Origin of the sequence: Actinacidiphila guanduensis (genome assembly GCF_900103985.1) — a bacterium.
Lineage (GTDB): Bacteria > Actinomycetota > Actinomycetes > Streptomycetales > Streptomycetaceae > Actinacidiphila > Actinacidiphila guanduensis.
In genome coordinates, this window is record NZ_FNIE01000002.1 from 312,175 (window position 1) to 330,700 (window position 18,526).

At 72.3% G+C, this 18,526-nt stretch carries 10 protein-coding genes and 1 CRISPR repeat array; of the genes, 5 read left to right on the top strand and 5 right to left on the bottom strand.

The genetic code is table 11. The features are described from left to right. Positions 1-2: 2 nt before the first annotated feature. The 3 genes from BLR33_RS34650 to BLR33_RS04670 all read right to left on the bottom strand — a co-directional run bounded on the left by BLR33_RS34650 (position 3) and on the right by BLR33_RS04670 (position 3,241). Positions 3-650 carry a restriction endonuclease gene (locus tag BLR33_RS34650; protein WP_143031626.1) on the bottom strand — a complete coding sequence of 216 codons (648 nt, stop codon included), beginning with the start codon at positions 648-650 and terminating at the stop codon, positions 3-5. Positions 651-658: 8 nt separating this feature from the next. Beyond that, a complete protein-coding gene (locus BLR33_RS34655; RefSeq protein ID WP_143031627.1) occupies positions 659-1,249 on the bottom strand; it encodes a hypothetical protein in 591 nt (196 codons plus the stop codon). A gap of 567 nt (positions 1,250-1,816) precedes the next feature. After that, positions 1,817-3,241, bottom strand: a complete 1,425-nt coding sequence (locus BLR33_RS04670; protein WP_176930125.1) for a CRISPR-associated endonuclease Cas3'' — start codon at positions 3,239-3,241, stop codon at positions 1,817-1,819. A gap of 112 nt (positions 3,242-3,353) precedes the next feature. Further along, positions 3,354-6,064: direct repeats of the CRISPR family, unit length 29 nt; unit sequence GGGAACAGCCCCGCATGCGCGGGGACCAC. Positions 6,065-6,503: 439 nt separating this feature from the next. Between BLR33_RS04670 and BLR33_RS04675 the strand changes: the two genes are divergently transcribed. The 5 genes from BLR33_RS04675 (at position 6,504) to BLR33_RS04695 (ending at position 12,360) form a co-directional block, all read left to right on the top strand. Further along, positions 6,504-7,223, top strand: coding sequence for a histidine phosphatase family protein (locus tag BLR33_RS04675; protein WP_245771153.1), 720 nt, complete (start codon positions 6,504-6,506; stop codon positions 7,221-7,223). A gap of 784 nt (positions 7,224-8,007) precedes the next feature. Further along, positions 8,008-8,310, top strand: a complete 303-nt coding sequence (locus tag BLR33_RS04680) for a hypothetical protein (RefSeq protein ID WP_093782976.1) — start codon at positions 8,008-8,010, stop codon at positions 8,308-8,310. 477 nt (positions 8,311-8,787) lie between these two features. Next, positions 8,788-9,837, top strand: a complete 1,050-nt coding sequence (locus tag BLR33_RS04685) for a glycoside hydrolase domain-containing protein (RefSeq protein ID WP_245771154.1) — start codon at positions 8,788-8,790, stop codon at positions 9,835-9,837. 192 nt (positions 9,838-10,029) lie between these two features. After that, entirely contained in the window at positions 10,030-10,551 is a 522-nt protein-coding gene (locus BLR33_RS04690; RefSeq protein WP_093782978.1) for a SigE family RNA polymerase sigma factor, read from the top strand. A gap of 159 nt (positions 10,552-10,710) precedes the next feature. Further along, complete coding sequence (locus BLR33_RS04695) at positions 10,711-12,360, top strand: long-chain fatty acid--CoA ligase (RefSeq protein WP_093782979.1); 1,650 nt, start codon at positions 10,711-10,713, stop codon at positions 12,358-12,360. 485 nt (positions 12,361-12,845) lie between these two features. On the opposite strand, the gene BLR33_RS04700 is transcribed toward BLR33_RS04695, so the two are convergent. Both BLR33_RS04700 and BLR33_RS35840 read right to left on the bottom strand, forming a co-directional pair. Beyond that, positions 12,846-17,258: a PAS domain-containing protein gene (locus BLR33_RS04700; RefSeq protein ID WP_093782980.1), complete on the bottom strand. Its 4,413-nt coding sequence runs from the start codon at positions 17,256-17,258 to the stop codon at positions 12,846-12,848. 271 nt (positions 17,259-17,529) lie between these two features. Further along, positions 17,530-18,507, bottom strand: a complete 978-nt coding sequence (locus BLR33_RS35840) for an SSI family serine proteinase inhibitor (protein ID WP_245771155.1) — start codon at positions 18,505-18,507, stop codon at positions 17,530-17,532. Positions 18,508-18,526: the final 19 nt, after the last annotated feature.

The following is an 18,526-nucleotide window of genomic DNA, read 5'->3' on the forward strand; positions in this document are numbered from 1 at the left end:
CTTCAGAGGGCGCCCGCGAGCGCAGTGCGCACGGGTTGGATCAGGCTTTTGAAACCGTCTTCCGGATGCCAGCGAACGATCAAAATCGCAAACCCCTGGCGCGTGATGCTATTTGCGTATTCCAGCAGATTTGGTGGAATCGTTGCGCTCGTGACGAGCAACCCCGCCATTTTTTCGCGACTACGATCTCTTGCACGACTGAGGGCCGCTTGAAGCTGCAACACAGCCTCGCTCCTAATCGAAGCGTCTGTGCGAGAATAATGTTTGGCTTCGACGAACAGTTTTTTGCCTGATGTGACCACGGCAATGTCGTATTCTTGATCCCCTTGGCTGCCGCCTTGCTCGGTAAACCCGGTAGGATCTAGTGCTGAAATTACCTTTTCGAGAGCTGTGTAAAGCGCTAGCTCATATTGGTAGGCGGAAAGCCAGCTGCCAGCTACTTTCTCCTGGGCGGAATCTTTCGCTGCATCTAGAACATGCACGGGAAATGGTAGCGTCGCGGGGGGCTCATCTTCGCCCGCAACTGCGACATCCACGAGGATACGTCGAGCTAGCCCTTCGCCATATGTGCCCACCACGACACCTTCAATGACGTCCAACCCCCAGGGGACGGCTACCGTCTGCCCGATCGTGTAGTCGGTTTCTGTCATGTCAACCCTCACCACGGTCGCTGGATTCCCAGAAGGGCGGATAGGTAGGTGCCGACAACGTCGTCCATGCAGACGCAGAGTTCGTCTAGCATCTTGTGCCATGATTGAAGGGTTGGAACGTCGAGGTTGTAGCCATCGCCGTTTAGCCGTAGTATTTTTCCTGTGTCGTCATGAGCTACCCCGTTGCGCATTTCGACAATTTTTCGGAGTTCTTTTTCCCATGTATTGGCGCGCTTGTCTGCGGCTTGCATGGTGGGCCAAAAAGTTAAACCAAGGCGAGAGAAATCCCTCTTTACGGCGTCATCGTGTGCGTTGCCCTTATTGAGTGCTCGATCTGCCGTCATGCGCTCGCGAAGGATAGTCTCTAGGTTTGTACTCCCTGCTGCTACGTGGCGAACAAAAACTTCTGTCGCTTCGTCATGTAGTCCGCGGGCGAACCCTTGGAACTCCGTGGCCATCCGCTGAAGGACCATCGCGAGAGCCGCCTCAGCGTGCCACGCTGCGGACTGGGGGCCTGAGAGCTGGCTGTGCAAGTTCCAGAGGAGAGTGATCTTCCCTCGGCGGCTGTTGTTCCAGTCGGTGAGAGCAAGCGAGGTCACCCGCCGAGCATAGAGCTTGGGTCTGATGTTCCGTGCGGTGGCCCAGTGGAGCGGAACGCTTTCTGCTGGCTGACGAGCCATGCACGGGCCAGGCGAGCCGATCCGGTCTGCTCGTCTCGGTTCCGGTCCAGGTCAGAGAGTTAGGAGGCCCGTGGGGCGGGGGCCTCTTGAAAACCGTCGTGGCAGCGATGTCACCGTGGGTTCAAATCCCACAGCCTCCGCGCAGCTAGCCAACACGCAGGTGGGGGCGGCCCCCGTACGAACGGGAGCCGCCCCCACCTGTTGCGTTGTCCCGCGGCTGTGCCGTCGTATCCCGTCTGCGACCAGTGCGTGTGGTCAACCTGTGGTCAGGTTTGCCGTCGAGGCCGGCGGCCACGTTCCGCTATCGGTCCTGGTCGGCGAGGGCGCGGCTGATCAGGTCGTTGGCGTGATGCTGAACGCCCCGCAGGATCTTGGCGTAGAAGCGGAAGAGGACGGCGACGCTGTGCCCGGCGCGCCTGGCGACCTCGACGGGGTCGACGCCCGACGTTCCTCCAGGAGTAGCCGTGCCGTACTGCCTCCGCTAGGTCAGGGCCCCTGGGCTCGATGCTCGCCGCCGACGACAATGTCTCGGTGAAGACCTGGACGGACAGCCTCCCGCAGATCCCTTTTCCCTACCGTGGGCTGCCGGCAGGCGGCCCCTGGTTGACTCAGGAGGAGGCCGCGTCCTATCTGGGCATCGGTCCCTACCACTTGAACGCACTGACGTCTGTCACCCACCGGATCGACATGGTTCGCACTACGGGCCGCGAACTGGCAGTCACCCGTGCCAGTGTTGAGGCGGAGAAGAAATGGCGTACAACCGCTGCTCCCTGGCGGAAGGTCGCACGTCTTCTCAAGGACATTCTCAGGGCGATGTGAACTGGTGGCCCGGGTCGGTAACGCCACCATGCAGCCGCCCGCGCCCGTCCGTGCGGCAAGGATCTCGGCTGCCGCAAGTGCCGCCTCCGTCTTGCCCTCGGCCATCGGGGCCTCGATGATCAGCAGGCCCGCGGGGTCCATCTCGCGGGCGACCCGTACGGCCTCTTCCTGTACGGGGCGGATCGTGGCACCGTCCGGCAGGTCGAAGCGGCGTGCGAACAATTCCGATGCGGGGTCGTCGGGTTCGTCCGGTTCCCAGGGGGCGGGCAGGTCCAGTCCCTGCCAGGCGGCCTCCAGCCTGTGCTTCGTTGTCTGTCGGCCCGCGCCTTTGTCTCCGCTCGCGTGTCGTGTCACGTAGGGGAAGAGTTCGGCCGAGCTGGCGATCCAGTCGGCCAGGATCACCAGGGCCGTCAAGGTCACCTGGGCGCATTGCGGGAGTTTCACGTCTCGCCATGCGTCGAGCCTGTCCGTGGCGCTTGCGGCTCGCGCGCACGCGTCCAGGAGTTCGAACTGGACGGTTTTCCAGGTGGCCTCGCTCGGGCCCTTCGTCCTCAGCAGCTCCGGGTGCAGGTCGAGGTCGTGAATCCGCTGAGGGCCGGGGTGTACTCCGTGGTGCCCGCCGATGACGATGGCGAACTGCCGGCTGGAGCGTTCGGCCCAGCCGTGGCGTTCGGTCAGCCACTCCTGGAGCAGCAGTTGTCCGGCGAGCCCGTGAGGACCCATTGTCCGGTCCTCACCGAACTGCTTCTCGTACGGCATCGCCAGCCCGATGTCCCGCATCGCGTTCGCCAGGGGTTCCACCTGGCATGCGAAGGCGGGCGTGGCCTTGCCGACGTCGTGGCTCGCGGCCAGCCACACGGCGAGCTTTCGCCCGTCCCCGATTCCGCCGGGCAGGGCCTCGCTGACCAGCACCTTGACGTTGTGGGGCAGCCACACGTCCCACAGCCGACCGGCCACGGCGCCGCTGTCGGCCATGTGCCGCCACAAGGGCAACCAGTCGTCGGTGGGCCGGTCGTGCTTCCCCCACGCGGCCCGCGCGGCAGCCGGGAGGCGGTCGAACGCCTCATCGAAAGCCGGGTCGGTGCTGTTCACGGCAGTAGTGGACAGTATGCAGTCGCCGCCATGGGCGGCAAGTCGCTATCTGCACGATGTTGATCGCTTTTGACTATGTGGAGCCGAAGTCTGTACGTCCGGCATGGGACTGGGGAACAGCCCCGCGTGCGCGGGGACCACATCGGCGGTGGAATCGTGCTCGACCTCGCCGGGGGAACAGCCCCGCATGCGCGGGGACCACACGTACGGCGGGTGGCAGTCTGAGCGCGTGAGGGGAACAGCCCCGCATGCGCGGGGACCACGTCGCCCCCGACGGCACGGTGGAGCACCTGGAGGGAACAGCCCCGCATGCGCGGGGACCACTCGATGATCCCGGCGAGGTACGGCCACGACTGGGGAACAGCCCCGCATGCGCGGGGACCACCCGAAGGGCCGAACCTGCCCCGCGCGGCCCGGGGGAACAGCCCCGCATGCGCGGGGACCACCCAACGGGTGGGATCACCAATCGCTTGGAGCGGGGAACAGCCCCGCATGCGCGGGGACCACGGCACGGTAGCGCCGCGTGACGCTGCGTGTATGGGAACAGCCCCGCATGCGCGGGGACCACGGGGCCTCCTACTGAGAGATGTTGACGGTGGCGGGAACAGCCCCGCATGCGCGGGGACCACGGCACGGTAGCGCCGCGTGACGCTGCGTGTATGGGAACAGCCCCGCATGCGCGGGGACCACGGGGCCTCCTACTGAGAGATGTTGACGGTGGCGGGAACAGCCCCGCATGCGCGGGGACCACCAGTTCGACAACCAGAAGGAGCCCGGCGAGCAGGGAACAGCCCCGCATGCGCGGGGACCACTGGGCCGCGGCAAGCCACCCGGCCTTCCCCGAGGGAACAGCCCCGCATGCGCGGGGAACACTTCTCCTCCTCGGCGGCCTGCACGGCGTACTCGGGAACAGCCCCGCATGCGCGGGGACCACAGCTGCCGCGACGCTCACCAGCTCCACGACGAGGGAACAGCCCCGCATGCGCGGGGACCACCACAGGCGGCTGCCGGTGGAGTTCGGGAAGAAGGGAACAGCCCCGCATGCGCGGGGACCACTGGTTGATGTAGCAGGGCACGAGGCCCCGCTTGGGAACAGCCCCGCATGCGCGGGGACCACCCCTCGAAGGACTGCGGCGGCTCGGAGACGCCGGGAACAGCCCCGCATGCGCGGGGACCACAGGCCCTTGATGCCCGTGCGGTCCGCCGCGATGGGAACAGCCCCGCATGCGCGGGGACCACACTGTGCCCGGGTGGAGAAGATCGTCTCCGACGGGAACAGCCCCGCATGCGCGGGGACCACGGGTTGTCGAGGTGCGCGGCTGCGCCCTCCACGGGAACAGCCCCGCATGCGCGGGGACCACCTGCTCGACACCTTTAACGAGTACAGCGTTCAGGGAACAGCCCCGCATGCGCGGGGACCACGGTGCTGACGCCCGTCTGCTCGGAGAGCCGACGGGAACAGCCCCGCATGCGCGGGGACCACGTGCCCACCTGGGCGCAGACGCTGATCACGATGGGAACAGCCCCGCATGCGCGGGGACCACGTCGGCTGCGACAGCGTCGCCGTGGAGTACAGGGGAACAGCCCCGCATGCGCGGGGACCACCGCCGCTGGTACGCGGACGCGTGTGCCGCCGAGGGAACAGCCCCGCATGTGCGGGGACCACGCACCCGGGACGGCCGGACTCGGTGACGCCGGGGGAACAGCCCCGCATGCGCGGGGACCACTTTGTGAGCTGCGTGGCCCTTGGAGTCGAGCAGGGAACAGCCCCGCATGCGCGGGGACCACCGCCTACGGCACACACCTGCGGGCCGTGACGGGAACAGCCCCGCATGCGCGGGGACCACAGGGTGCCCGTCAGGCCATCCCACTCAGTCGTGGGAACAGCCCCGCATGCGCGGGGACCACACCCGCGCCTGCTTGCAGTGCTCCCGCAGCCTGGGAACAGCCCCGCATGCGCGGGGACCACCGCTTCAACAGGCCGAAGTACGGCGAGCGGGGGGGAACAGCCCCGCATGCGCGGGGACCACAGCGTCGGAGGGCGCCCGCCCTGCGCGCCGATGGGAACAGCCCCGCATGCGCGGGGACCACCAGACGCCCGGCAAGCCGGGCCCGGACGACTGGGGAACAGCCCCGCATGCGCGGGGACCACGCCGCCAAGCGCCTGCGCGTGTCCGCGGCGCAGGGAACAGCCCCGCATGCGCGGGGACCACCGCGGGTCCGCGCACCCGGGCGGCGATCAGCGGGGAACAGCCCCGCATGCGCGGGGACCACCCCGATGAGAAGTTCACCGTGGGCGGGGTCACGGGAACAGCCCCGCATGCGCGGGGACCACATTCCGTGCGATCTCCCTTCTCTCAGGTACATGGGAACAGCCCCGCATGCGCGGGGACCACCCACCTTCCCGCCGTCGATCTCAGCGCGGAATGGGAACAGCCCCGCATGCGCGGGGACCACCCACCTTCCCGCCGTCGATCTCAGCGCGGAATGGGAACAGCCCCGCATGCGCGGGGACCACACGTCCGCGCAATCCAACCCCCTTCGGGCGGAGGGAACAGCCCCGCATGCGCGGGGACCACGGACGCTCTTGCCGAACCCCTTTTTCCCGCTGAGGAACAGCCCCGCATGCGCGGGGACCACACCGTCCAGTCCGCGCTTACCGACCCGGCCGGGGGAACAGCCCCGCATGCGCGGGGACCACGCCTCCAAGATGGGGGTTCAAGGACCGCCGCCGGGAACAGCCCCGCATGCGCGGGGACCACGAAGACCGATTCCGGACACAAGAAAACCCACCGGGAACAGCCCCGCATGCGCGGGGACCACACTCCGTGACCAGCGCGTTTATAGCGCCGGACGCGCGGTTTTGCTTACTTCCATAGGGTCGGGCATTTTGGAATTACTAGGGCAAGAGGGCATAGCTCCGATGTGCGTCATCGCGTCGAGTTAACCACGCTGTCCGAAGACATGACTGGGCGTCGGCTTCATGGGTGGGCGGCGCCTTTTGCGAGGAGTACCCGCCGTGCCCAGACGGGTTGTTCTGGGCCCCGCGTAGGGGGCGGATCTGCTGGGCTCCCTGGCTTCCCAGCGCAGTTACAAGCGCCCGAGTGGGGCGGTTCCGGGGCTGCTCGGGGAGCCGCACTCACCGGAGCCTGGGGGCCCTCGCACAATGGGGCGGGGTCGAGCGTCGGTGCGGTGCGGCGGGTGCGCCGGCGGGCGCCGTGGTAGGCAGGGAAGCCCTGGCGTTGGGAGAGGTGGGGTCGGTGTGAGCATTGCGTTTCCGTGCGGGGTGGCGCGGCTGAGCGTCGTGCGGCACGGGGAAAGCACCGCCAATGTCCTCTTCGCGGATGCTGAGCGCCGCGGGGACGCTCACGTGCGGCTGCCCGACGGCAGGGACGCCGATGTCGGGCTCTCGGGGAGAGGGGTCGCGCAAGGGCGGGAGCTGGGGCGGTGGCTGGTCGGGCTTCCCGAGGAGGAGCGGCCCGAGGTCGTGGTGTGCTCGCCCTACGTCAGGGCCGTGGCGACCTGGGATGAAATGGCCCGCGTCGCACGGGAGTCGGAGGTGCCCTGTCCGCCTGCGCTCAGCGATGAGCGGTTGCGCGACCGCGAGGCCGGCGTGCTGGAGCTGCTGCCCCCTCCTGCCGTACGCGAACGTTTTCCCGAGGAGGCCGAGCGGCGCGAGCGGGTCGGGGACTGGTTCCACCGGCCGCCCGGCGGCGAGTCCCTGGCCGATGTGACCCTGCGGGTACGGGACTTCCTGCGTGACCTCGGCGACCCGCGCTCGGGCGCCGCCGGCCGGCACGTTCTGCTCGTGGCGCACGACGCCGTCGTCCTCGCCGTCCGCCAGGCACTCGGCGGCATCGGCGGGCCCCCGCCCGACCTCGCCCCCGTCCCCAACGCCTCCCTCTCCCGCTGGGACGGCGACGGTACGCACCTGCGGCTGACCTCGTACGGCGACACGTCCCACCTCCCCGCGGGCGCGTGAAGCTTCCCGCTCGAACCTCTCCTCCGGGTCGCAGGGGAAGCCGCGAGTCGGGTACGGCGACGTGTCCGCCCGGGGGATGTGAGTGGCTTCCGCTCGAACGGTCTCCTGCGGGTCGTACGTGAAGCGCCGGGTCGGGTACGGCGACGTGTGCGCCGGCGGTTGCGTGCGGTCCGTTTTAGCCGCCTCGTTGGTCGTACGCGAGGCGCCGGGCCGGCTACGTACAACAGCGTGTTCGCCTGCGGTTGCGTGCGGCTTCCGTTCGAACGGTCTCGTGCGGGTCGTACGCGAAGTGCCCAGTCGAGTGCGGCGACGTGCGTGCCCGCCCGCGGACGTCCAAGCCGCCCCCTTGCGCCTCTCCTGGACGTCGTACCCGAAGTCCCAAGTTGCGTACGCCCCCACCTCCACCCGCGGACGCGTGACGCTCCTCGCCTGAACCCCCATGCGGGCCGCATACGAAGCCCCGAGCCGCGCCCCGCGCGTGAACCCCCGGCCCCGCCCCACCTCCCCGCGCCGGCGCCCCTCGCCATACGAGCCCCGCCGTACTTCCTGTGAGCCCCCTGTGAATCATCCGGGCGCCCGCTCACACCGGCGCGGAAAACGGGCGTAAGGCAGGTTTATCGACAGATCGTCACGCGTGCGAGCGAAAGCGATCATGGGGCCGCATTCCGGCGTGGGCGGTGGGCAATCTGCTGGTGGCGACGCCGAAGGAAACACCGGCGGAGCGGTCGGCCGGCCGCTCCACCACCTGCAGAGCTCAGAGAATGTCCCCTGGAAGGGAAACTCCATGGCAAGCATCCGTACCGTCCGTGTCCTGGCCGCCGTTGCGGCACTGCCCCTGGCGGGCGTGCTGTTCGCGGGCACGGCCGCGGCCGACGACGGTTCGTTCGCGGGTGGCCACTCGAACGCGACGGTGGTGAGCAACTCCGGCGGCAACGCGCTGGGCAACTCGGGCAACGTCACGACGACCCAGCAGGCGGCCACCGGCGCCGGCGCCTCGAACCAGGACAACACGGCCAGCGTCGCCGGCTCGGCCTTCACCGCCATCCACCAGAACACCGTGGCGATCCACTTCTCCCCGCTCTGGTGAGCCGGGCCCGACGCGCACCGACCCCGGCCCGCCCCTCGGGCTGAACGCCGCTCCCGCGCGGTGAAGAGGGGGCCGCGCGGGGGCGCCGCGAGGGCGCCGGACGAAGTGCGACGGGGATGATCGGGGGTGGAACGGGGGGCACAGGGGGAAGGGTGCGCGGCAGCATGGGGGTGCCGGCGCGCACGCCGTGCCCACCGGGGCCGCTGTCCACAAGCTGTGGACAACGGCCCCTCCTTTGTGTCCGCGGCCCCACGCGTTCTTCATATGCGCGGCCCCTGCTCGTACGCGCCTCCGCCCTCCGTGGCGTCGCGCCTCCGTGGCCTCGCGCCCAGGCCCGCGCCCCGCCCCCGCACCCCCGCCTCCACGCCCCCGTTCGCCCACCTCCCTCTTCACGGACGAGTTCACGTACGAGCGGCCAGACGGGTGGTGGCGGCGTGTCGGCTCGGCGGCTGCCGTCAACCGTCGTTGACTCACGGAATGAGCGAAAAAGGTGCGTTCATCCGCTTTATGGTCACCGGTGCGCTGGCGCTCGCCGGGCTCGTGCTGCCCGCAGGGACCGCCGGCGCGACCGACCTCCCGCGCCGCGACGTCCTCGGGCTCGACGTCCAAGGGCGCGACGTGCAAAGCCGCGACCTCCTGGACCGCGACCTCCAGAGCCCCGGCAGGCAGAGCGCCGACCCGCAGAGCCGCGACACGCAACCCCGTAACGCCCAGGCGCGCAACGCCTCCAGCAGCGTCGTACAAAGCAGTGCCGCACACAGCAGCGACGTACAACGAAGTGACACCCAAAGCCGCACCCTCCAAGGCCGGGACTTCCAGGGCCGCGGCTTCGACACCTGCCAAGCCCCCGACCTCGCCACCATGGACGCGTGGATCGCCCACTCCGATTACCGCGCCGCCGGCATCTACTTCGGCGGCCGTGCCCGCGCCTGCAAGTCCCAGGTCCACCTGACCCCTTCCTGGGTGCGCCGCACCACCGCCGCCGGCTGGAGCCTGCTGCCGATCTATGTCGGCTCGCAGAGCCCCTGCGTGGCGGGCGCCAACAAGAACCCGTACCGCATCGACACCGCCCGCCCCACCGCCCAGGGCGCCGACGAGGCCCAGGACGCGGTCGAACGCGCCCAGGCCCTCGGCCTCGACCCGGGCAGCGCGCTCTACCTCGACATGGAGGCGTACGACATCGGCAACGGGCCCTGCGCGAGCGCCACCTTGAAGTTCGTCCGCTCCTGGGACACGGGCGTGACCGCGGCCGGCTACATCCCCGGGTTCTACAGCAGCGCCGACTCCGGCATCCGGCAGATGGCCAGGGCCCGCGCGGCCGGCACCACCCAGCTGCCGCAGGCGCTCTGGTACGCCCGCTGGGGCGTGCCGCCCACCCTCACCGCCGAGCCCTCGCTCGACCCGGACACCTGGACCCCGCACCGGCGCGTCCACCAGTACCACGGCGCCGTCACCGAGACCCACGGCGGCCGCTCGCTGACGATCGACCGGGACCTGCTGGACGCTCCCGTCGCGGTGGTCGGCTGAGCCGAGGAGCCTTCGAACGGGCCCCCGCGGGGGCCGTCCCCGTGCTCCCTGGGGTGCATCCCCTCGGGGACGACCACCCGCGGGTCCACCCCCGGGTGGTGGGGACAGCCCCCGGCCTACGACCTGAGGGTGATCCCCTTTCGGCACCTGGGGCCGATTCGCCGCACCCGCCCCACCTCCTAGCGTGGAGCCATGACCACGCCTGTCTGCACCAGCGCCCACACGGCGCAGTTCACGGCCTACGTACGCAGCAAGGGCCCGACCCTGCTGCGCACCGCACGTTCCCTGACGCCGAACCCCGCCGACGCCGAGGACCTGCTGCAGACCGCCCTGACCAAGACCTACCTCGCCTGGGACCGTATCGACGACCACCGGGCGGTCGACGGATACGTCCGCCGCACCCTGGTGAACACCCGCACTTCCCAGTGGCGCAAGCGCCGGGTGGACGAGTTCGCCACCGACGAGCTGCCCGAGCCCGCCGTGTCCGGGCCCGACCTGACCGAGCAGCAGGCCCAGCGGGACGCCCTGCTGCGCGCGATAGCCCGGCTGCCCCCGCGGCAGCGCGCGATGGTCGTGCTGCGGTACTACGAGGACATGAGCGAGGTGCAGACCGCCGAGACCCTGGGTGTGTCCGTCGGCACCGTCAAGAGCGCGGTCTCCCGCGCCCTCGGCAAGCTGCGCGACGACCCGGAGCTGGAGGTCGGCGTGGGCTGATCCGCCGATCGGCCGCGGGGTAGTGACATTTCGCGCCGAACGCCACCAGAATCACGGCAGCGACCTTCTTACGGGCCCAGTACACATCCAGCACAGCACCGCCCAGGACAGACCAGCACCGAGCCCGCACCGATCCGTCCCCCGCTGCCGGAGGCCCCCGTGCTCAGCACCATGCAGGACGTGCCGCTCACCGTCACCCGCATCCTCGTGCACGGCACCCACGTGCACGGCAGGTCCGTGATCACCACCTGGACCGGACAGGACCGGCCGCAGCGCCGTACGTTCCGCGAGGCCGGCGAACGCGCGGTCCGGCTGGCCAACGCCCTGCACGACGAACTCGGGGTCCGCCGCGGCGAACCGGTGGCCACCTTGATGTGGAACAACGCCGAGCACGTGGAGGCGTACTTCGCCATCCCCGCCATGGGCGCGGTGCTGCACACGCTCAACCTGCGGTTGTTCGCCGAGCAGCTGACCTGGATCGTCAACCACGCCGCCGACCGGGTCGTCCTCGTCAACGGCAGCCTGCTGCCGATGCTCGCCCCGCTGCTGCCGCAGTTGCCCACCGTGGAGCACCTGGTCGTCGTCGGCCCCGGCGACCTGACGCTGCTGGAGGGCTGCCCGCCCGCCGTCCACGACTACGAGGAACTGCTCGCCGGCCGCCCCACCACCTACCCCTGGCCGGAGCTGGACGAGCGCGAGGCCGCGGCCATGTGCTACACCTCCGGCACCACCGGCGACCCCAAGGGCGTGGTCTTCTCCCACCGTTCGGTCTACCTGCACTCGATGCAGGTCAACAGCACCGAGTCGATGGGCCTGAGCAGCTACGACACCTCGCTGGTGGTCGTCCCGATGTTCCACGTGAACGCCTGGGGCATCCCGCACGCGGCCTTCATGTCCGGCATCGGCCTGCTCATGCCGGACCGCTTCCTGCAGCCGGGGCCGCTCGCCGAGATGATCGAGGCCGAGCGCCCCACGCACGCGGCCGCCGTGCCGACGATCTGGCAGGCCCTGCTCGCCGAACTCACCGCCAAGCCGCGCGACATCGGTGCGCTGAAGCGGGTGACCATCGGCGGCTCCGCGTGCCCGCCCGCGCTGATGAAGGCGTTCGACGAGCAGCTCAAGGTGCGGCTGGTGCACGCCTGGGGCATGACGGAGACCTCGCCGCTCGGCACCACCTCCTTCCCGCCGGTCTACGCCACCCCCGAGGAGGAGTGGGGCTACCGCCTCACGCAGGGGCGGTTCCCCGCCTCGGTGGAGCCGCGGCTGATCGGGCCCGACGGCTCGGTGATGCCCTGGGACGGGAAGTCCGCGGGCGAACTGGAGGTGCGCGGACCGTGGATCACGGCCGCGTACTACGGCGGGGCCGGCGGCGAGGCCCTGCGGCCGGACGACAAGTTCAGCCCGGACGGGTGGCTGCGCACCGGCGACGTCGGGGTCATCTCCGAGGACGGCTACCTCACGCTCACCGACCGAGCGAAGGACGTCATCAAGTCCGGCGGCGAGTGGATCTCCTCGGTCGACCTGGAGAACCACCTCATGGCGCACCCCGATGTCGCCGAGGCCGCGGTCGTCGCCGTGCCCGACGAGAAGTGGGGCGAGCGGCCGCTCGCGACGGTCGTCCTGCGCGAGGGCGCTGCCGCGGGCTTCGAGGAGCTGCGCGCCTTCCTCGCGGAGCGCATGGCGCGCTGGCAGGTACCTGAGCGCTGGACGCTGGTCGAGGAGGTGCCGAAGACGAGTGTGGGCAAGTTCAACAAGAAGGTCCTGCGGACGGCTTACGCGGAAGGGCGACTCGACGTGACACGTCTCTGACCGCCCCCGCCCGAACGGCCCCCCGCCGCCCGGGGTTCCCCCCGGCCCCCGCTGGGACGGCCACCCGCCGTCGGGGGTACGCCGTCGTCCCCGGCCGCAGGCCGGTAGGTGGCTGTGGGGGTGCCCCCTCTGGGGGAGCAGTTCCCCGCGCCCCCAAGAAACGGCAACCCGCCGCAGGGGCTTCTGCCCCTTCCCGGCCCCAGGCCGGAGGATGGCTGGTCGCGCAGTTCCCCGCGCCCCTGGGTTGTACGGCCTCGCCCTACGCGCGAACGGCAAGCTCCATGGGGGCGCGGGGAACTGCGCGGGAAGAGGCCACCACCCCGGGTCGGCATACGACCCCGTGGGGCAGACGGGAACCCGAAAGGGGCGCTGGGGGTGCCCCCAGGCGAAGTTCTGGGGGAGGAACTGCGCGACCGGCCACCGCGGTGGCGCGCCTGGGAGGCGGCCTGACAGGGCAGTACCCCTTCCCCGTAAAGGGGCTAGGGCTACGCCCCGATCTTGCCCAGGAGGTCCACGATCCGGGACTGGACGTCCGCGCTGGTGGAGCGTTCCGCGAGGAAGAGGACCGTCTCGCCCGAGGCGAGGCGGGGAAGCTCCGCGGGGTCGATGTCCGCCGAGGTGTAGACGACCAGCGGGGTCGTGTTGAGGCGGGAGTGGCCGCGCAGCCAGTCCACGATGCCCTGCCGCCGGCGGCGGATCAGCATGAGGTCCATCACCACGAGGTTCGGGTGGATCTGGGCCGCCTTCGTCATCGCGTCGGCCTCGGAGTCGGCGTGCGTGACCTGCATCCCGCGCCGCTCCAGAGTGCCCGCGAAGGCCATGGCGATCGGGTCGTGGCCCTCCACGAGCAGCACCCGCGGCGGATGCTGCTCGCTGTCGCGCGGCGCCAGCGCCTTGAGCAGGACCGCGGGGTCGGCCCCGTACGCGGCCTCGCGGGTCGCCTGGCCCAGCCCCGCGGTGACCAGCACCGGGACCTCCGCCGCCGCCGCGGCCTGCCGCAGCGACTGCAGCGCCGTACGGGTGATCGGCCCGGTGAGCGGGTCCACGAAGAGCGCGGCCGGCGGCTCGGCGACCTGCGCGTCCACCTCCTCGCGGGACCGTACGATCACCGGACGGTAGCCCCGGTCGGTGAGCGCCTGCCGGGTGGAGACGTCCGGCTCGGGCCAGACCAGCAGCCGCCGCGGCTCGTCCAGCGGCGCCTCCTCGCCCCCGATCCGCGGCTGCTCCATGGTGTCGGTGACGTCGACCGCGCCGTTCGGCCCGTCCAGCGGCTCGGGCCCCTCGGCGGCGCCCGCCGCGGGCGCCCCTATCGCGTACGCGCGGGCGCCCGGCTGCGGGTTCGGGTCCTCGGCCGGTACAGCCCGCAGCCGTGCCGTCTCGCGTCCCTCCGGCGTGCGTACGGGCACCTGGCCGCTCTCCGGGCCGGCCTGCGGGTGCTGGCGGGGCAGCGACTCGCCGCCCGGCACCGGCGGCTGGCTCGGCACCAGCGGCAGCGCGCTGACCGAGGGGCCCTCCTGGGGCGCGGCCAGCCGGCGGCGGCGCCCGGAACCACCCGCGGCCACCTGCGCGGGCAGGCCCTGCGGGTGCTGTGCCTGCGCGGCCTGCGTCGGGGTCTGGTCGCCCGCGTCGCCGCCGTAGGGCACGCCCTGACCGAGGGTGCGCACGCTTATGGCCCGCCCCTGCGTCTGGTGCGAAGGGTCCTGGGACGGACCGGCGTTGGGGGCGGGGCGGACCCGCGGGTCGTTCTGCTGCCCGTGCTGTGGTCCGTCATGGGGCCCGTTCTGCGGCCGCGGCAGCGGGCCGCCGGCCTGCGGCCATTGCGTGGGGGCGGGCGCCTCCTGGAGCGCGGGCCGCTCGGGGTCCGGCCACGTGGGCTGCTGGGGGGCGGGAAGGGTGGGACGGTCCTGGGCGGCGGGCGCGAGCGCCGGGGCGTTCGCCCGGGGCCCCCTGGGGTCCTCCTGCGGCTGCGCGTGCTGCTGCGGCGCCTCGGCGCCGGGCTGCGGCCACGCGGTGGCGGCCGGGCCCCCGCCGGGACCCACCTGATAGGGCAGGCCGGGAACAGGCGCGGCCTCCAGGGAACGCCGGGCCCGGCGCCCGGTCCGCTGCGGCTGCTCGCCGGCGGCACCCGCGTCGGGGGTGCCCGGGTGGTTCTGGGCGTCACCCTGCCGGCCGGGAGAGCCGAGCCCGGCGGGGCCGACGGGCACACCCGGAGCACCTTGCGGGGCCTGGGAGTTGGCGTCGCCGAATGCGGTCGGCCCGCCGGGCAGCCCCGGAGCGCCGTGGGGTGCTCCGCCGCCCGGGCCCACGGAAAGGCCCGGGGCGGCCGGGCTGTTGGGGCCCCCGGGCGCCGGGGCGTCGCCGAGTCCGCCGGGGCCGACCGGCAACCCCGCTGCACCTTGCGGGAGTTGGCCGTTCGGTCCGGCCGGACCACCCTGACCGGCCCGGCCGTGGGCGCCTTGGCCGCCGGGCGCGCCGAGTCCGGTGGGGCCGACCGGCAACCCTGGTGCGCCCTGCGGGACTTGGCCGTTCGGGCCGCCCTGCGCGGGAAGGTTCCCGGGGCCGCCCGGACCCGCGGGCCGACCCGGAGCGCCTTGCGGGGCACGGCTGTTGGGGAGAGTGCTGGGAATGCCCTGGCCCGGTGCGAGGGGAGCGGCGGGAAGGCCGCGCGCGCCCTGCGGGTTGGGGGCGCCCTGCGGCACGGGACCATCACCCTCGCCGGCCGACGGCAGCGCGTGGGGGACGCGCCTGACGGGCAACTCCCGCAGCTCGCCCTCCTCCTGGGGCTCCTCCTCCGCCGGGCGGCCGCGGCGGGCCCGGCGACCGGTCGGCTGCGGGCCCTGCGGCGGGGACTGCTGCGCCCCCTGATGCGGGATCTGTGGTGTCACGTTCGGCGGGACCTGCTGCGGGATCTGCGGACCCGGCTGCGGCACCTGCGGGCCGAGTTGCGGCGCCACTTCCTGCGGGCCGCCCGCGGACTCGCCGCTCGGCACGCTGCGCAGACCGGGGCCGTTGCGCTCCGCCCGCTCGCCCTGGCCGCCCCGGGAACCGTCCTCCCCCGGCCGCCGCAGGGCCCGGCGCCGCCCGGTCGGGGCCTCGCTCTGGTCGGCCGCGGCCGGGATCGCCCACGGCGCCACGACCGTACCGGTGTCATCGGGGTGGCGGGGCTGCCGCGCGGCCCCGTCCTGGGCGCCCTCTTGTGCCTCGGCGGGCACCTGCTCGGCGGGTTCGGCAGCCGCACCCGAGGACGCCTCCGCCGCAGCCGCCGCCTGCCGCGCCCGCGCCGCCGCGCGCCCGCCGCCCGGCACGCCCGGGGCCGTAGCGCCGGCGCCTCCCGTACCGCTCTCGGCCGAGCGCGCGCGGCCGTGTGCCGCCCGGCGGCCGTGGACCGGGGCGCCCGCGCCCTCCGCGCCGGAGCCCTCGGTGTTCTCCGGGGTGCCGTCCGGGACCGCGCCCAGCGGCACTTCGAGCACGTACGCGCTGCCCTGCCCCGGCACCTCGTGCGTCTGCAGCACCCCGCCGTGGCGCTCGATGATGCCGCGCGCCAGCGGCAGGTGCACCGGGTCGCCGCCCGCGCTCGGGCCCCGTACGTCGATGCGGACCATCTCGCCGCGCTGGGCGGCCGCGACCACGATCGTGGAGTCGCCGGCGAAGGCCATCGCGTTCCCGGCCGCGTCGATCCCGGCGACGTCGGCGACCAGGTGGGCCAGCGCCTGCGCCAGCCGCGGGCCGTCCACCACCGCCTCGATCTCGCCCGCGTGCACCGCGAACTGCGCCCGCCCGGGCCCGATCAGCTCCACCGCGCCCTCGACGGCCGCGGCCACCACCTCGTCGATCCCGACGGCCTCGCGGCGCAGCTTGTCGTCGCCCCGGTCGAGCCGCTGGAAGTCGAGCACGTTGTCGATGAGCGTGGTGATGCGGGCGTAGCCGGCGGCCAGGTGGTGCAGGATCTGGTTGGCCTCGGGCCACAGCTGCCCGGCCGGGTCGGCGGCCAACCCGGTGAGTTCGCCGCGCAGTTCGGCGAGCGGGCCGCGCAGCGAGGTGTCGAGCAGGGCGCGCAGCTGGCCGTTGCGCGCGGCCAGGGCGTCGTATTGCGTGCGGTCGGTGAACGTCATGACGGCGCCCACGAGTTGGTCGCCGTCGCGGACCGGGGCCGTCGTCAGGTCCACTGGCACGGCCCTGCCGTCCTTGCGCCACAGCACCTGGCCGCGCACCCGGTGCTTGCGGCCCGAGCGCAGGGTGTCGGCGAGCGGGGTCTCCTCGTAGGCCAGCGGCGAGCCGTCCGGGCGGGAGTGGTGCACCAGCGGGTGCAGCTCCTTGCCGCCGAGGTCGGTGGCGCGGTGGCCGAGGATCTGCGCGGCCGACGGGTTGACCAGGACGACCTTGCCCGCGGTGTCCACACCGACCACGCCCTCGGCCGCGGCCCGCAGGATCATCTCCGTCTGCCGCTGCTGGCGGGCGAGTTCGGCCTCGGTGTCCACGGTGCCGCTCAGGTCGCGGACCACCAGCATGAGCAGCTCGTCGCCGGTGTAGTGCGGCATGCCGTCGCCGTAGTCGGCGTACGGGGTGCGGCTGTCGTCGAGGTTGGCGCTGGTGACCTGGACGGGGAACTCCGTGCCGTCGGTACGGCGGGCGGTCATCCGGGTCGGCTTGGTGCGGGTGTCCTCGGCGGCCTCCTGCGGGCTGCGCATCGAGCCGGGGATCCGCTTGGGATCGAAGCCGGGCAGCAGATCGAGCAGGCCGCGCCCGACCAGGGCGGTGCCCGGCGTCTCGAAGGTCTCCAGCGCTATGGCGTTGGCGTTCACCACCGTGCCGTTGGCGTTGACCAGCAGCAGCGCGTCCGGGAGGGCGTCCAGTATCGAAGCGAGGCGAGCAGCGCCTCGGGATGGCCTGCTGCTCACGAGACGCTTCCTCCCTGTTACCGCATGTGCTGTTCCGCGTGGCGCAGTGCCGGGGCGGTGCGCCGAGTCGCAGACGACCCCCGGCGGACCCCGCCCCGGCGGGGTCGTTCGGCGCGGTCGGCCTGCGTCACGGGCGGCCCATCTTGCCGCCGGCCCCGGGCCATGTCACTAGACCGAGTGTACGGGTCGGGTCCTGCCATGTGGCCTAGGACGGCCATGTGGCGCCACCGCGTGGGGGGTTGGGGGTTGTGCCGTGAAGGTGTGGTGTGCGTCACGCGGCAACGGGGTGGTGCGGGGGCCGCCGTACGGGGTCGGGCAGCGCGGGCACCATCTTCTGCCAGCGGGCCACCTCGCAGCCGTCGGTGCGGCGGTACGACTCGTGGACGGGGCGGCCCTGCCAGGTGCCGCGGACCTCGGCGGTCTGCGGGCCGCCGTAGATCATCGAGCACGCCTGGCCCTGCGGGGTCGCGGCCACGGGCCCACCGGTCTCGGCGAGGCGCGCGCAGGCGGCGTCGTCCTCGGGGTGCGCGCGGCCGGCCATGCCACCGCAGAAGAGGCGGTACGTGCGGGGGCGGCCGGAGCCGTCGTCGTAGGTGACGGTGAGGCGGCCCTGTACGGGGGTGGGGTCGGCGGACTGTACGAAGTCGGGGGCCTGACCGTCAGGGGCGAGGGCCGGGACCGGGATGCTCCCGGGGCCGCCCTGCGCGGGAACGGTGACCGGGGTGCTCTGTACGGCGCCGCCTGCGGCCGCCATGTTCGGTGCGGGGGTCGCGCTGTCGGGGACCAGGTCCTGCACCGGGGCCGTGTGGTGGGGCACCACTTGGCCGTACGCGGCGGCCGGGACGGCGAGGAGGGCGCCGGCGAGGACCAGGACGGCGGGCCAGCGGCGCAGGGCGAGACGGGCGGGTTGTGGGGAGGTTTCGCGCACGGGGGTTTCGGTGGGGGGTGGGGTGGTTGCCGTGACGGTGGGGGTGGCCGCGGCGGTGGTTGCCGTGGTGGGGGCGTCGGCTGGGGTGGCTGCCGTGATGGGGGCGGTGGCCGCGGCCGCGGTGGTCGGGGTGCCGCTGACGGTGTTCTTCGCGGGGCCGCTCGTGGTGGCGGGGCCGCTCGGGGTGGCCGGAGTGCTGTTGGTGGTGCTCCTCGCGGAGCTGCTGGCGGTGCCGGTACCGGTCGCGGTACGGCGGGACGGGCGCCTTGCGGGGCGCGGGGACGCGGAGCCGGTGGGGTGCGCGGGGTGCGTGGGGTGCATGCCCCACTCCTTACGCCCG

Coding starts and splice junctions, on each gene's coding strand:
- BLR33_RS04685 (WP_245771154.1), top strand. CDS start 8,788: ATGAGCGAAAAAGGTGCGTTCATCCGCTTTATGGTCACCGGTGCGCTG.
- BLR33_RS34650 (WP_143031626.1), bottom strand. CDS start 650: ATGACAGAAACCGACTACACGATCGGGCAGACGGTAGCCGTCCCCTGG.
- BLR33_RS04680 (WP_093782976.1), top strand. CDS start 8,008: ATGGCAAGCATCCGTACCGTCCGTGTCCTGGCCGCCGTTGCGGCACTG.
- BLR33_RS35840 (WP_245771155.1), bottom strand. CDS start 18,507: ATGCACCCCACGCACCCCGCGCACCCCACCGGCTCCGCGTCCCCGCGC.
- BLR33_RS04690 (WP_093782978.1), top strand. CDS start 10,030: ATGACCACGCCTGTCTGCACCAGCGCCCACACGGCGCAGTTCACGGCC.